The 12620-nt window shown below is 57.7% G+C and carries 15 protein-coding genes; 6 read left to right on the forward strand and 9 right to left on the reverse strand.

All coding sequences use genetic code 11. The annotated features are described in order from the left end of the window. Nucleotides 1–103 precede the first annotated feature (103 nt). The 6 genes from GOW48_RS00675 to secG all read right to left on the reverse strand — a co-directional run bounded on the left by GOW48_RS00675 (nucleotide 104) and on the right by secG (nucleotide 4925). Nucleotides 104–856 carry a phosphate/phosphite/phosphonate ABC transporter substrate-binding protein gene (locus tag GOW48_RS00675; RefSeq protein WP_331251776.1) on the reverse strand — a complete coding sequence of 251 codons (753 nt, stop codon included), beginning with the start codon at nucleotides 854–856 and terminating at the stop codon, nucleotides 104–106. After that, a complete protein-coding gene (locus GOW48_RS00680) occupies nucleotides 853–1290 on the reverse strand; it encodes a tellurite resistance TerB family protein (protein WP_170750576.1) in 438 nt (145 codons plus the stop codon). The genes GOW48_RS00675 and GOW48_RS00680 overlap by 4 nt, the downstream gene beginning before the upstream one ends. Nucleotides 1291–1310: 20 nt before the next feature. Then, nucleotides 1311–1760 (reverse strand): tellurite resistance TerB family protein, encoded by a 450-nt coding sequence (locus GOW48_RS00685; protein ID WP_170750578.1) that lies wholly within the window; start codon nucleotides 1758–1760, stop codon nucleotides 1311–1313. A gap of 123 nt (nucleotides 1761–1883) precedes the next feature. Continuing rightward, on the reverse strand, nucleotides 1884–2660 hold the full coding sequence (locus GOW48_RS00690; RefSeq protein ID WP_170750580.1) for an isocitrate lyase/PEP mutase family protein: 777 nt from the start codon (nucleotides 2658–2660) through the stop codon (nucleotides 1884–1886). A gap of 94 nt (nucleotides 2661–2754) precedes the next feature. Further along, nucleotides 2755–4398: a CTP synthase gene (locus tag GOW48_RS00695; RefSeq protein WP_170352762.1), complete on the reverse strand. Its 1644-nt coding sequence runs from the start codon at nucleotides 4396–4398 to the stop codon at nucleotides 2755–2757. A gap of 161 nt (nucleotides 4399–4559) precedes the next feature. Further along, complete coding sequence (gene secG, locus GOW48_RS00700) at nucleotides 4560–4925, reverse strand: preprotein translocase subunit SecG (RefSeq protein ID WP_170353144.1); 366 nt, start codon at nucleotides 4923–4925, stop codon at nucleotides 4560–4562. A 150-nt stretch (nucleotides 4926–5075) separates the two neighbouring features. Here secG and nthA point away from each other — a divergent pair, with 150 nt between their 5' ends. The 5 genes from nthA to GOW48_RS00725 all read left to right on the forward strand — a co-directional run bounded on the left by nthA (nucleotide 5076) and on the right by GOW48_RS00725 (nucleotide 8450). After that, the gene (nthA, locus tag GOW48_RS00705; protein ID WP_170750582.1) at nucleotides 5076–5690 is read left to right on the forward strand and encodes a nitrile hydratase subunit alpha; all 615 of its coding nucleotides are present in this window, start codon (nucleotides 5076–5078) and stop codon (nucleotides 5688–5690) included. Then, entirely contained in the window at nucleotides 5687–6364 is a 678-nt protein-coding gene (gene nthB / locus GOW48_RS00710; protein WP_170750584.1) for a nitrile hydratase subunit beta, read from the forward strand. Before nthA ends, nthB begins: the two co-directional genes overlap by 4 nt. Beyond that, the gene (locus GOW48_RS00715; RefSeq protein ID WP_170750586.1) at nucleotides 6361–6699 is read left to right on the forward strand and encodes a nitrile hydratase accessory protein; all 339 of its coding nucleotides are present in this window, start codon (nucleotides 6361–6363) and stop codon (nucleotides 6697–6699) included. The genes nthB and GOW48_RS00715 overlap by 4 nt, the downstream gene beginning before the upstream one ends. Nucleotides 6700–6912: 213 nt before the next feature. Continuing rightward, on the forward strand, nucleotides 6913–8208 hold the full coding sequence (locus tag GOW48_RS00720) for an adenylosuccinate synthase (RefSeq protein WP_170750588.1): 1296 nt from the start codon (nucleotides 6913–6915) through the stop codon (nucleotides 8206–8208). Continuing rightward, nucleotides 8208–8450, forward strand: a complete 243-nt coding sequence (locus GOW48_RS00725) for a DUF2842 domain-containing protein (RefSeq protein WP_170352767.1) — start codon at nucleotides 8208–8210, stop codon at nucleotides 8448–8450. Before GOW48_RS00720 ends, GOW48_RS00725 begins: the two co-directional genes overlap by 1 nt. 7 nt (nucleotides 8451–8457) lie before the next feature. On the opposite strand, the gene GOW48_RS00730 is transcribed toward GOW48_RS00725, so the two are convergent. Together GOW48_RS00730 and GOW48_RS00735 are read right to left on the reverse strand one after the other, a co-directional pair. Further along, a complete protein-coding gene (locus tag GOW48_RS00730) occupies nucleotides 8458–9021 on the reverse strand; it encodes a GNAT family N-acetyltransferase (RefSeq protein ID WP_170750590.1) in 564 nt (187 codons plus the stop codon). Between the two features lie 185 nt (nucleotides 9022–9206). Next, nucleotides 9207–10910: a hypothetical protein gene (locus GOW48_RS00735; protein WP_170750592.1), complete on the reverse strand. Its 1704-nt coding sequence runs from the start codon at nucleotides 10908–10910 to the stop codon at nucleotides 9207–9209. 123 nt (nucleotides 10911–11033) lie between these two features. On the opposite strand from GOW48_RS00735, the gene GOW48_RS00740 reads away from it, so the two are divergent. Further along, nucleotides 11034–11741 carry a thiamine diphosphokinase gene (locus GOW48_RS00740; protein WP_170750594.1) on the forward strand — a complete coding sequence of 236 codons (708 nt, stop codon included), beginning with the start codon at nucleotides 11034–11036 and terminating at the stop codon, nucleotides 11739–11741. Here the strand turns inward: GOW48_RS00740 and GOW48_RS00745 are convergent. Then, nucleotides 11686–12600, reverse strand: a complete 915-nt coding sequence (locus GOW48_RS00745) for a DMT family transporter (RefSeq protein ID WP_170750596.1) — start codon at nucleotides 12598–12600, stop codon at nucleotides 11686–11688. The genes GOW48_RS00740 and GOW48_RS00745 overlap by 56 nt on opposite strands. Nucleotides 12601–12620 lie beyond the last annotated feature (20 nt).

A 12620-nucleotide genomic window follows, 5' to 3' on the forward strand; every position in this document is an offset into this window, starting at 1 on the left:
GTTGGTGCGGTACTAGGGCTTAAATTTCAGCTCAATGCAATGCGCAAATGACACGATTGGGGGGCGAAACCGTCAAATTGACCAGACGTTCTGGTCAAATCGGTCAGGGAATAAGCTGCTTGACCATGTTCGGAGAGGGGTTTGGAATAGCAAGATAGTCTTGCGCAGGTATCGTGATCAGGTCCAGCAGATGCAGAGCATTGCGGTCGCGGGGCGGCAGAGCGTTGATTGCGTGTCGAACGGCATTGGCCACAGCGGTCGCGTCCTGTGTGCCCGAGGTGACATAGGGCAAGGCAGGGGTTGGTTCTGTCGCGTCGACATCGCGCAGTTCCGTTCCCAGTTTTGTATGTTCTTTCAGCATCAACCACGTGAGCGCATCCAGTGCCGCAAAATCGGCTTCGCCTTCAGCCACAGCGCGGGCCGACATGGCGTGAGATCCGGTTTCCAGACCGGACAGAGGACACAATCCCATTTTTTCAAGATGAACCAAGGGGCCTGCCCAACCGGACTGAGACGTCGTCTCGTTATAGGCAAAGGTACCTCGGGAAAGGTCAGCAAGCCCGCGTGAATCCCGTGCGCGTGCCACAAATACCGATCGATAATGACCCGGTGGACAGCCAGACAGACCATAATCGGGCGTACCAACCAACTGAACGTGACCATATAGCCGCGTGCGAAAAGGCATACCGCAGGCCTGCGCGAACAACAAGTCAGGGTTTAGCCAGATATCCCAGGGTTCCGCATCGCGCGTAAGTTCAACCGGGCCGTAACCCAAAGCTGAGCGAATCAACGACCAGTAGCGGTCGTTGGCCGGCCGCAGGCTGGGCAAGTCATACATGCCCAGCGCAGCGATCACGACTTAGCGGCCTTCTGTCGGGCCAGTGCCGAGTCTACGTCACTGACGCCCAAAAGACTTACCACGAGCCGTAAGAGTGAATCTTCTTCACCCGTCCGGTGTCCATCCGCCAAAGCAACCGACCACAGGGCCTGAACGACCGCGAGCCGTTCATCATAGGCAACCGCTTCTTTAATGGCACGTGTAAAACGCACAGTGTCCGGTGCCTCGGCTTCAAGATCTTCGGCACGGGCGCGCAAACCGGCGGCCTCGAAAGGGGACAGGCCATAGCGTTCCATGGATATCCGGTCGATGCGGGACATCTCGCTATCGGCATAGTCATTGTCAGAACGTGCGATCCGCACCAAAAGGGCCGTAAGCGCCAGGCGCGCATCATGATCGGGCAGCGGATCGGGCTGCGGGTTTGTCAGGCGGGACAGAAAATCACTAAACATGCGCCAGATATAAAGCGCCGTCAGGTCTCTTCCAAGCGTCTTTGCACGCGGCCACGGGCGGCTTGGCTGTCATTATAGCTTAGACCCATCGCAATCCGGGCCTCTTCGACGATTTTCATTTCGCCTTCGTCCGAGCTGCCATCGGCCAAAACGACTTCCCATAGTGCGTCTAAGGCGGCGAGACGTTCATGCAGATCGGTGGTCTCACGGATCAGCTTGCCGAATGTGTCCGTCTCAGGAGCGGCGGCGTGCAGTTTCTCGCAGGTTGCGCGAACCTTGGCGGCCTCGATCGCGTTGTGCTGATATAACCGCGCCAGAATGCGGTCGATCAGGCTGATTTCTTCCAGCTTATAGTCCCTATCCGCCTGCGCCACGCGCACCATCAGCGCCCCTAGCGCAAGCTCTGCATCAGGGTCAGGCAAATTGTCGTGTTGTGGCGGTCGGAACGCCAGAAAAAACTTTTTCAACATATCGCGAGGTTATTCCATATTTGGTAGCCCGCCAAGCACGGACTACCTGTCATAGCCATCCGTGATCATCAAACCACCATTGACGATCACAATACGCGAAAAAGCGCCAACAAAACTCGGTTTTCAGCCGCCTTGCTGTAATGCCGCGCTTGCTTGTTCCTGCAACCAGCGCAGCATTTGGCGATAGGGCACGGGGCCATAGCTGATACGTGCCACACCAAGCGAGGCCAGAGTCGCCGTATCAGGCGTTCCGGGCAATGCGATAATGTTCACCGGCAGTTCGGTCGATTCGCAAAGCCGAGCGATCAATCCTTCGTCCTTAAGACCCGGTGCGAAGAACCCGCTTGCCCCTGCATCTGCGAAGGCACTGGCCCGTGCCATGGCTTCATCCAACATCGCATTGTCATGCTCTTCTGGCTTGGCCTTCAAAAACAAATCTGTGCGGGCGTTGATGAAAGCCGGAACGCCTGCCACGTCGCTTCCTTCACGCATCGCAGTCACCCGCGCGGCCTGGGTTTCAATGTCATAAAGATCATTGGTTCCAACAATTTGATCTTCGAAGTTAAAGCCGACAATCCCAGTCTCCAATGCACGCTGGACGTTGGCCGCAATTGCTACAGGGCTTTCGGCATAGGCACCTTCGAAGTCCAAGGTCACAGGCAAATCGACAGCTGAGACGATGCGACTGACATTGTCCAGCGCAAAGTCCATCGGGATATTCTGACCATCGCCGAACCCTTGAGCCATTGCGACCGGTGCACTGCCTGTCGCAATTGCCTTGGCACCGGCATCGCGCACGGGACCGGCGCTACCAGCGTCCCAGATATTGTAAAGGATCACCGGTGTGCCTTTTTGGTGCAGGGCAGCGAAACGTTCCGCTTGTTTGATCTGATCGGTCATGGCCGGTCTCCTGTCTCGTGTTCCACGGACAGTTAACCCTGTAAACAGGTGTTTCGAACAGAAAAATCCGAAACACCCGTCACGTTAAGGTGACTTAAACCAAGCGAGAAGTGTCCTTGGCCGCGCGGACGAAATCGCGAAACAAAGGGTGCGGATCAAACGGCTTCGACTTGAGCTCGGGGTGGTACTGAACGCCGATGAACCACGGGTGATCGGACCACTCGACAATCTCGGGCAGACGGCCATCGGGCGACATGCCCGAGAAGTTCAAGCCCGCTTTTTCAAGTTGTTCGCGATATTTGATGTCGACCTCATAGCGGTGACGGTGGCGCTCCTCGATATTTGTGCCGCCGTAGACTTCTGCTACCTTTGACCCCTCGGCCAGAACCGCATCATAAGCGCCCAGACGCATGGTGCCGCCCTTGTCGTCACCCACTTTGCGTTCGACCTTGTGGTTGCCCTGCACCCATTCTTTCAGGTGATAGACAACTGGCTCAAAACGCTTTTTCCCGGCCTCATGGTCGAATTCCTCGGACCCGGCTTCGGTGATGCCCGCAGCGTTGCGGGCGGCTTCGATCACGGCCATCTGCATTCCCAGACAGATACCCAGATAGGGGACTTTATGCTCGCGGGCATATTGCGCCGCTTTGATCTTGCCCTCGGTTCCACGTTCGCCAAAACCACCGGGCACGAGGATGGCGTGGAAGCCCTCAAGATGCGGGGCGGCGTCTTCAGTATCGAAGACCTCGGCATCGACCCACTCGACCTTGACCTTGACGCGGTTGGCCATGCCGCCGTGGGTCAGCGCCTCGGCGATCGACTTATAGGCGTCTTCCAACTGGGTGTATTTGCCGACGATGGCGACTTTGACCTCGCCCTCGGCATTGTGGATGCGGTCGCTGACATCTTCCCACTTCGCCAGATCGGGCTTGGGGGCAGGGCTGATCTGGAACGCATCAAGAACCGCCTGATCCAGACCTTCGCGGTGATAGGCAAGCGGAGCGTCATAGATGGTCGACAGATCCTGCGCCGCGATCACGCTGTCCGGGCGCACATTACAGAACAACGCCAGTTTTTCGCGTTCTTTCTTCGGAATCGGACCTTCCGAGCGGCAAACCAGAATGTCGGGGGCCAGACCGATCGAACGCAGTTCCTTGACCGAGTGCTGGGTCGGTTTGGTTTTCAACTCGCCCGAGGCCTTGATGTAGGGCAGCAGCGTCAGGTGCATAAACATGCACTGACCGCGCGGCTTGTCCTGACTGAACTGACGGATGGCCTCAAAGAAGGGCAGACCCTCGATATCGCCCACGGTGCCGCCGATTTCACACAGCATGAAATCGACCTCATCCTCGCCAATGGCAATGAAATCCTTGATCTCATTGGTGACGTGCGGGATCACCTGAATGGTCTTGCCTAGGTAGTCTCCGCGGCGTTCTTTCTCGAGCACATTCGAATAAATCCGACCCGAGCTGACCGAGTCGGTCTTGCGAGCAGCAACACCTGTGAAACGTTCATAGTGGCCAAGGTCCAGATCGGTCTCGGCCCCGTCATCGGTGACGAACACTTCGCCATGTTCAAAGGGCGACATCGTGCCGGGGTCAACGTTCAGATAGGGGTCCAGCTTGCGCAGGCGAACCGAATAGCCTCGCGCCTGCAACAAAGCGCCCAAAGCCGCCGAAGCCAGCCCCTTGCCCAAGGACGAAACCACACCACCGGTGATGAAAATAAAACGCGCCATGTTGTTCGGCTAGCTCCCGTGAGACGTCAAAATCAGCTGCCCGACGGTTTACGAAAAACCGCTGCATCACGGGACTTCACACATAAAGGATTCGCGCCCAAAGCGCAAGAGAACCGCAAGATGCTGTTGCAGTTCTCTTTCAGATTTCTAGGTTTTGTGGATCAGTTCGCTTGCGGGATCAGCGGCGCGTTGTCGCCCTGCGCCGGAGGCAGCAGATCATCTGCCGACGGAACCGCCGGTGTGCTTTCCTCGACCGGGGCAGGCGCCGGAACGCCCAGACGGTCGATGACCGAGCTGCCCGAGGATTTTTGCGCGGCGAGAATGGTCAGCGTGATCGAGGTGACGATAAAACACGCTGCCAGAATCCATGTGACCTTGCCCAACGCGGTTGCTGCTGCGCGGCCGGTCATGGCGCCGCCACCGCCGCCACCCATACCCAGGCCACCGCCTTCGGACCGCTGCATCAGAACAACGGCGATCAGGCCCAGAGCCAGAAGAAGATGGATGATGAGAACGACGTTTTCCATGGTGGTCCTGTACAGCGTGGCGTGTATCGCGTGGTACTTATGCAAGTTTGGTTCCGGGGGCAAGTCAGGACTTTGCATCACACCCCATGATGTGTCCTATCACAGCAAAGGGACTGGACAGATCGGCGAAAGCTGGCGCACCCTGCCGCCATGCCTCATGACGATCACGACCACCCGCACGCCCTTTTGCCACCCGAACCCGCTCTGCGCGTCAAGGCGCTGGAGACGATTCTGACCCGCAAAGGGTTGATTGATCCGGAGGCGCTGGATGAGATCATTGATACCTACCAGAGTAAGATTGGCCCTCAGAACGGGGCACGGGTTGTTGCAAAGGCTTGGCTGGACCCGGATTTCAAACGTGCTTTGATTGAAGACGCCACGCCCGTTGTCGCCGATCTTGGGTTCTATGGCCGTCAGGGCGAGCATATCGTGGTGGTCGAAAACACGCCCAAACAGCACAACATGGTCGTTTGCACCCTTTGCAGTTGCTACCCTTGGCCGCTGCTGGGAATCCCTCCGGGCTGGTACAAGTCTGACGCTTACCGCGCCCGCGCTGTGCGCGAACCGCGTAAGGTGTTGGCCGAGTTTGGCGTTACCCTGTCGGCTGAGACAGCCGTGCGGGTTTGGGATTCAACGGCCGAGATTCGCTATCTGGTCCTGCCGCTGCGCCCCAGCGGCACCGAGGGGCTGGACGAAGATGCACTCGCCGCGCTTGTGACCCGCGACAGTATGATCGGGACCGGCTTGCCTAAGGTGCCCGCATGACCCGCGTACATGATATGGGCGGCCGTTTTGGGGATGGGCCGATCAACCCCGAGCCTAACGATGCCCCGGTCTTTGCCGAGGATTGGCACGGCCGCGCGCTGGCGGTGACGCTGGCCGCCGGGTTTCTGGGTCAATGGAACATCGATACTTCTCGGCACGCGCGCGAGAGATTGTCGCCCAAGGATTATGCTCGGTTCTCCTACTACGAAAAGTGGATTTCCGGCCTTGCCGATCTGTTGGTGGAAAAGGCCGTTCTGACTCGCGAGGATTTGTCAGAGGCGGGCTCAAACGATCCGCACCCTCTGGCCGCACGGATGCTGAAGGCTGAGGCGGTGGCTACCGCGCTTGCTAAGGGCGGTCCGGCAGATCGCCCGTCGGACGTGCCTGTCGCGTTCGAGATCGGGCAACAGGTGCGCACCGCCCATCCTGCGGCCAATCGCAAGGTCGATGGCGGGCACACGCGCCTACCGATTTACGCCTCTGGCGCAACAGGGCGCATTCTGCGTCTGCATGGCACCCATGTTCTGCCGGATTCCAGCGCGCATGGTTTGGGCGAAGCGCCGGAACCTCTCTATGCGGTGGTTTTCTCGGCGTCAGAATTGTGGGCGGACCCGGAGAACCAAAGGGATGAGGTCGTACTGGACCTGTGGCAAAGCTATCTGGAGCCGGCATGACCAATTGCCCAAACCTCAGCGCCCCTGAACCTGTCTTCTCTGAGCCTTGGCACGCACAGGTTTTTGCCGTGACCGTAGCCCTGAACGAGGCCGGGCGACTCGACTGGCCCGATTGGGCAAGTATGTTCTCACGCACCCTCAAACAACACGGTCTTGAACGAGAGCTTGACGGGGGCGATGACTATTTCAACGCGTGGCTGGAGACGCTTGAGAACTTGCTTGCCGATCAGGGCACAGCGGCATCTGATGAGATATCGAACCTGCAGTCAGCATGGGAAGAAGCGTATCTGACAACGCCGCACGGGCAACCTGTGCATTTACGGCAAAGCGGGTAGGGGGCTCTGCCCCCGCCGCCCGTTCCGGGCGACTCCCCCGAGGTATTTGGGGCCAGATGAAGCAGGGGATCCGCTCTTCATCTGGTTAAAAATAACTCCGCCGGAGACAGCGCGCGCAGCGCGGTTCAAAACTGCGGCGAATTATCGGTTTCCCTGCCGCGTTCTCCTCGCTATACGAGCGAGGTTTGATAATTCAGCGCAAAAGGACCGGGTATGGCCAATGTGGTTGTTGTCGGCGCCCAGTGGGGTGACGAAGGAAAAGGCAAGATCGTCGACTGGCTCAGCGAGCGGGCAGACGTGATCGCGCGTTTTCAGGGCGGGCACAATGCCGGGCATACTCTGGTCATCGAAGGCGAAGTCTATAAGCTGCACGCACTACCATCGGGCGTTGTGCGGGGCGGCAAGCTGAGCGTGATCGGTAATGGCGTGGTGCTGGACCCGTGGCATCTGCTCAAGGAAATTGGCACCATTCGCGCGCAAGGTGTCGAGATTTCGCCCGACACTCTGATGATTGCCGAAAATACTCCGCTGATCCTGCCGATTCATGGCGAGCTGGACCGGGCGCGCGAAGAAGCCGCCAGCAAAGGTACCAAGATCGGCACCACCGGCCGTGGTATCGGCCCAGCTTATGAAGACAAAGTGGGTCGCCGCTCTGTCCGTGTTGCTGATCTGGCCGATGAGGCGACGCTGGAGGCCCGAGTAGATCGTGCGCTACAGCATCATGATCCGTTGCGCAAAGGACTGGGTATCGAACCTGTGGACCGTGACGCGCTGATTGCGCAGTTGAAAGAGATCGCGGCGGAAATCCTGCCCTTTGCGGCTCCGGTCTGGAAAGTGCTGAATGAAAAGCGCAAAGCCGGCAAGCGCATTCTGTTCGAAGGTGCGCAGGGAGCCCTGCTGGATATCGACTTTGGCACCTATCCGTTTGTGACCTCTTCCAACGTGATTGCAGGGCAGGCCGCCACGGGTGTTGGTATCGGCCCGGGTTCGATCGACTTTGTTCTGGGCATCGTTAAAGCCTATACAACCCGCGTGGGCGAGGGTCCGTTCCCGACCGAGTTGGACGATGCAGATGGGCAGCGTCTGGGTGAGCGTGGACATGAGTTCGGCACCACCACCGGGCGTAAGCGCCGGTGCGGCTGGTTTGACGCCTGTCTGGTCCGCCAGACCTGCGCGACCAGCGGTGTGAACGGTATCTCGCTGACCAAGCTGGATGTTCTCGACGGGTTCGAGACACTGAAAATCTGCGTCGGTTACGATTTGGATGGCGAACGTCTGGACTATCTACCCACCGCCGCGGATCAGCAGGCACGCTGCACACCGATTTACGAAGAAATGCCGGGTTGGAGCGAATCCACCGAAGGCGCGCGCAGCTGGGCCGACCTGCCTGCAAACGCGATCAAATATGTGCGTCGGGTCGAAGAACTGATCGAATGCCCGGTTGCCCTTTTGTCCACCAGCCCGGAGCGGGATGACACCATTCTGGTGACCGACCCGTTTGCCGACTGATGAGCGATAACGAGAAAACCGGCCTTAGCTATAAAGCCCGGCGGCGGTGGTCGCTGGTGCTTTTGCTGGTTGGGCTGCCACTGTACATCGTCGCAGTTGTGACTGTGGTCAACTGGTTGGACCGCCCACCGATTTGGCTGGAATTCCTGATCTACGTGGTGCTCGGTATTCTTTGGGCGTTGCCATTCAAATTCGTATTTAAGGGCGTCGGAAAAGAGGATCCGGATAATCCGTCTGAATAGGGCGGTTCTAACGGCCGCCCCTGACCTCAATTCTCGGCCAGGTCAGGATGGCCCGAGCGAGGGCGTGGTATTCGCCCGAGATTTCTTCGACCAGGCTGAAAGGCGTGGGCCATGGGGGGGTCAGGGTCGCCTCGACCTGACCCGTGACCAGTTTCAGATCGGCTTTGTGTTTAGACGCCAAGCGGCGCATTCTTTGGTTGGTCGCCAAACACATCATGTGAACTTCTCGAAACCCGCGATTTCGGGCGGCGGCAATGATCCGGGATAAAAGCGCGTCGCCGATGCCTCGGTCCTGCCAGGCGGTTTCTACGGTAAAGGCTAGCTCAGCCACCTGATTTTGGCGGTCTGGTACTGTTCGCAATTCCCCAACGCCGCGCAAACAGGAGTCGGGAAACGCACCGTACACCAAAGCACCGTCATCAAAGATCCGGCTTAGGTAAGCGTCCAGGAAGGTGCGGCTAACCGGAGCACCAAATCGCGATGCGAGTGCATCGGTGTCCAGGCTGTTGAAATGGCTTGTAACTTTCGGCGTATCGTAAATTCTTAGTCGTCGAATTGGTAGTTCATACATGGCTTAGCCTCTGCTTGAACAGTGTCTATAGGACTAGTTTCTACAGTTTCGATACTATCATTTTTCTGCACTGCAGCATAGCTGACGTTTCGTCATTCCCGCATTAATCCGCCGAGGATTGGAAAAGGCATAAAAAAGAGGCCCGAGAAAACTCGGACCTCTTTCATCTTTGTGTTTACTGGCCGTCAGCCCGCAGCGCGCTCGTCATCATCGGGTCGGAACCCGATCTGAGTAGAGGCCGCGAACCGACCACCCCCGGCTTTTTCGATTTTGCCGTCGCGCAAAAGCTGCCCAAACGAGCGTAGGCTCTCTTCTCGATTGAACTCATCCTGCTTCAATGAGCGGATTTTGTTCATAAGCTGCGGACGCGAGAATTGTTCCTGACCTTCGACAAAGGACAAGTAGGACGCTGCGGCCTCTAGAAGGTCCGGCAGGGATTGGGCACCCTGTTCCTGAGCATAAAGAGCAAATCCGCCTTCTTCGGTCGCGTTGTCTTGTTCCTGCGCTCGGACGCGGCGTGGGGTTACAGGGTCGTCAGATGATGCTTGTGTATCAACGCGCTGTTCAGCGACCAGTTTCAGTGGGGCCAGTGCCTCGGGCTGCGGACGTGTGCTTGTTACCTCAACCTCAGGGCGGCGGGGGCTGATGGACGAGGTCATATCCCGGTACTCGTCCTCATCGGCGTCCGCCAGAGTCCTTTCAGGTGCTTTGCCACTGCGTTCGGCCTCAGTAGCCGCGACGGCAGCGCGCAAATGCGAATAGGTCTCGCGCTGGTCGCTGGCTGCGGGGTCGTCCATTTGGACGTCGGCTTTGTCCATCAACCGCGACACGTCCTGGTCCATGCCGGATACGTCCGCGCCAGAGTCTGCAGCGCGCCGTGCCAGGAACTCTTCAACGTTCGAAATCTCGCTCAGTAGGTCTTCTTCGTCGTTTGCCGTCAGGAAACCTTCGGGAAGTACCTCTTCGTCTTCATCCTCATCCTCATCCTCGGTCGCGGCCTCGTCATCCATGGCGTAATCACTGAGGATGTTCACGATTTCTTCGTCTTCCTCAGGCGCATTGTCTTGAGAGGACGGTTCGTCCTGAAGATCAGTTTGTTCGAATCCGACGGCTAGTTCGGTCTCTTCTTGTGCCTCCAGCGGTTCCTGCGCTACGGGCGGTTCGTTCACCCTAGCGGGTTCATCCATCGCAGGTTTCTGGTCTGGTTCCGCATGGTCTCCGAAGGCCGGTTCTTGTTGGAAAGCGGTGGGGTCTTCCTGTTTGGGTTCCTCCAGGGTTTCCTCGAAATCGGCACCTTGAAAATCAGGGGCTTCAGTCTCAAGAGTCGGGGTGTCATGAACCTCTTCTTCGAAATCCGAAGAGCTCAGGGTTCCAGCCGCAAACGCGGCCGCGACAGCGTCGCTGGGGCCGGCATCGGCATTCATCAGCGACGTTTCTTCGTCCTCGGCGTATATGACTGTGTTTTCGTCGGTATGAGAAACCACGGCCCGAATGCGCTGAAGCTTGGCGGCAATACTGTCTGCTGCGAGTGGTTCTGCATTTGATGACGGGTCAGTTTCGGGCACAGTTGGTTCTTCCGCCTGTGCCATGGGCGTTGGGAGCGGGGCAGAAGCGATAGGTGCGGGCGCGGGCTGATCTGTCGAGCGTAATACAAGACCGTGATCGTCATGGCTGGCTTCGATCCGCCGCGCGGCATCACGCTGCGCAATACGCGCCAGCATTTCCGCATCCGGCTGAGGGGGCTCCGATCCGAAATAGCGATCTTCCGCAGCCAGGTCGCGGAAGTACTCTGCAATCGCCTTCATCGTCTCGAAAGAGTCGTCGAAGCCTTCCAATGTGCATGAGAAGGTGCCGTAGGAAACGGTCAATACCTTGTTATTCTGTACCATCAGACGCACGTCCTTTACAAACTACGAGAGCCAACCCACCCGTCAGAAGGTATAGCTGTTGACCCAGAACTATGCCCATGAACCTATCATTTTGTGGTCTCAATGTGTCCAAATCCGGGAAAAATGATCAATCTAGGAAAAAATATACCGATTGTGCGTACAAACGAGCCAGTTTTGTTGGTCGGCGGTGGACAAATCGGGTCGGAGGATCTGAATCAGACGCTGATTCGCGCCAAATGCGTCGTCGCTGCTGATGGTGGGGCAAATCATTTGATGCGATTTGGACTGGTTCCCGATGCCGTAGTTGGGGATTTTGATTCGCTCGAGGCCGTTGCAGAGGCTCAGATTCCACCAGATCGACTGTTTCGAATTTGTGAACAGGATAGCACGGATTTCGATAAGGCCCTGCGCAGCATAGATACGCCATTGGCGCTGGGCGTCGGCTTTCTGGGAGGGCGACTGGATCATCAGCTAGCGGTGCTTAACACTCTGTCTGTTAGGCAAGATCGGCCTTGTATCTTGATTGGATCGCATGAAGTCGTATTTCATGCGCCGCCTCAGATCTCGCTCAATTTAGGATCGGGCGATGTGGTTTCATTGTTTCCATTTCGGCATGTAACGGGGCGGAGTCAGGGGTTGGAATGGCCCGTAGACGGTTTGCAGTTTGCTCCGAATGGGCAGATTGGGACGTCCAATCGTGCGGTGTCTGATGTGGAGTTGCAGATGGACGGGCCGGGTATGCTTGTGATGCTGCCGCGCGACGCTTTGGATCAGGTCATGCAGGCGTTTCTGTCGGGGCAGACCGGGCGCTGGCCCGCTCTCTTAGAATGACGTAAAGCCCCGAAGCGATCGTTATGGAGATGCCAACGGCGGCGATGCCGTTGGGCAGGTCACGGAAGATAAACCAGCCGAACAGGGTGGCCACCGGTATCTCAAGATATTGCATTGGGGCAAGTGTGGCCGAGGGCGCATAGCGCAGTGACCACGTCATGAACAGATGTGCCACCGTACCCAGCAGTCCAATGGCCCAAAGCAACACATACGTGTTGCCGGTCGGTGCGATCAAAGACAGTTCCCATGCACCCGCGGCGGTTCCGATCAGAAGAAACGGTAACATGATCACCGAGGCCATTACGCCAGACACAGCTTGTAGGGAAATCGGATCGGTCTGTTTGGCGATTTGCCGGGTGACCAGCATGAACAAGGCGAAGACAACGGCAACCACAAGCGGTAGCAAAGCTGCTGCACCGACTTGCGCAAAGCTTGGCTGGATGACCAGCAAAGTACCAATGAACCCTACGATACACGCGATCAGGCGGCGCAGGCCCACTTCCTCTCCCAGCACGTATTTACCCAGCAAAAGCATGATGAAAGGCATAACAAAGACAATGGCGACCGCGTCCGCCAAAGGCAGGTATTGCAGAGACGTAAACATCGCGCTGATGCCGATGATGTGCAGAATTGTCCGCACAACCGTCAGCCGCAGCGCGCGGCCTTGCATCTTCCAAGCACGTCCAGTCAACGCAACCAGAGGTGCCAGCACCGACGCCTGAACGGCAAACCGGACGAAGACCAGCATCGCGACCGGTGTTGTCTCGCCCAGCAGTTTGGCCATCGCGTCGCCTGCGGGGGCGAGGATGCAAAAGCCAAGCATCAGCATGATGCCAAGAACGGGGCGATCGACTGTCATATCGATTACGCTAAGCCGTT

The sequence above is a fragment of the Ruegeria lacuscaerulensis genome (assembly GCF_013033355.1).
GTDB lineage: Bacteria > Pseudomonadota > Alphaproteobacteria > Rhodobacterales > Rhodobacteraceae > Ruegeria > Ruegeria lacuscaerulensis_A.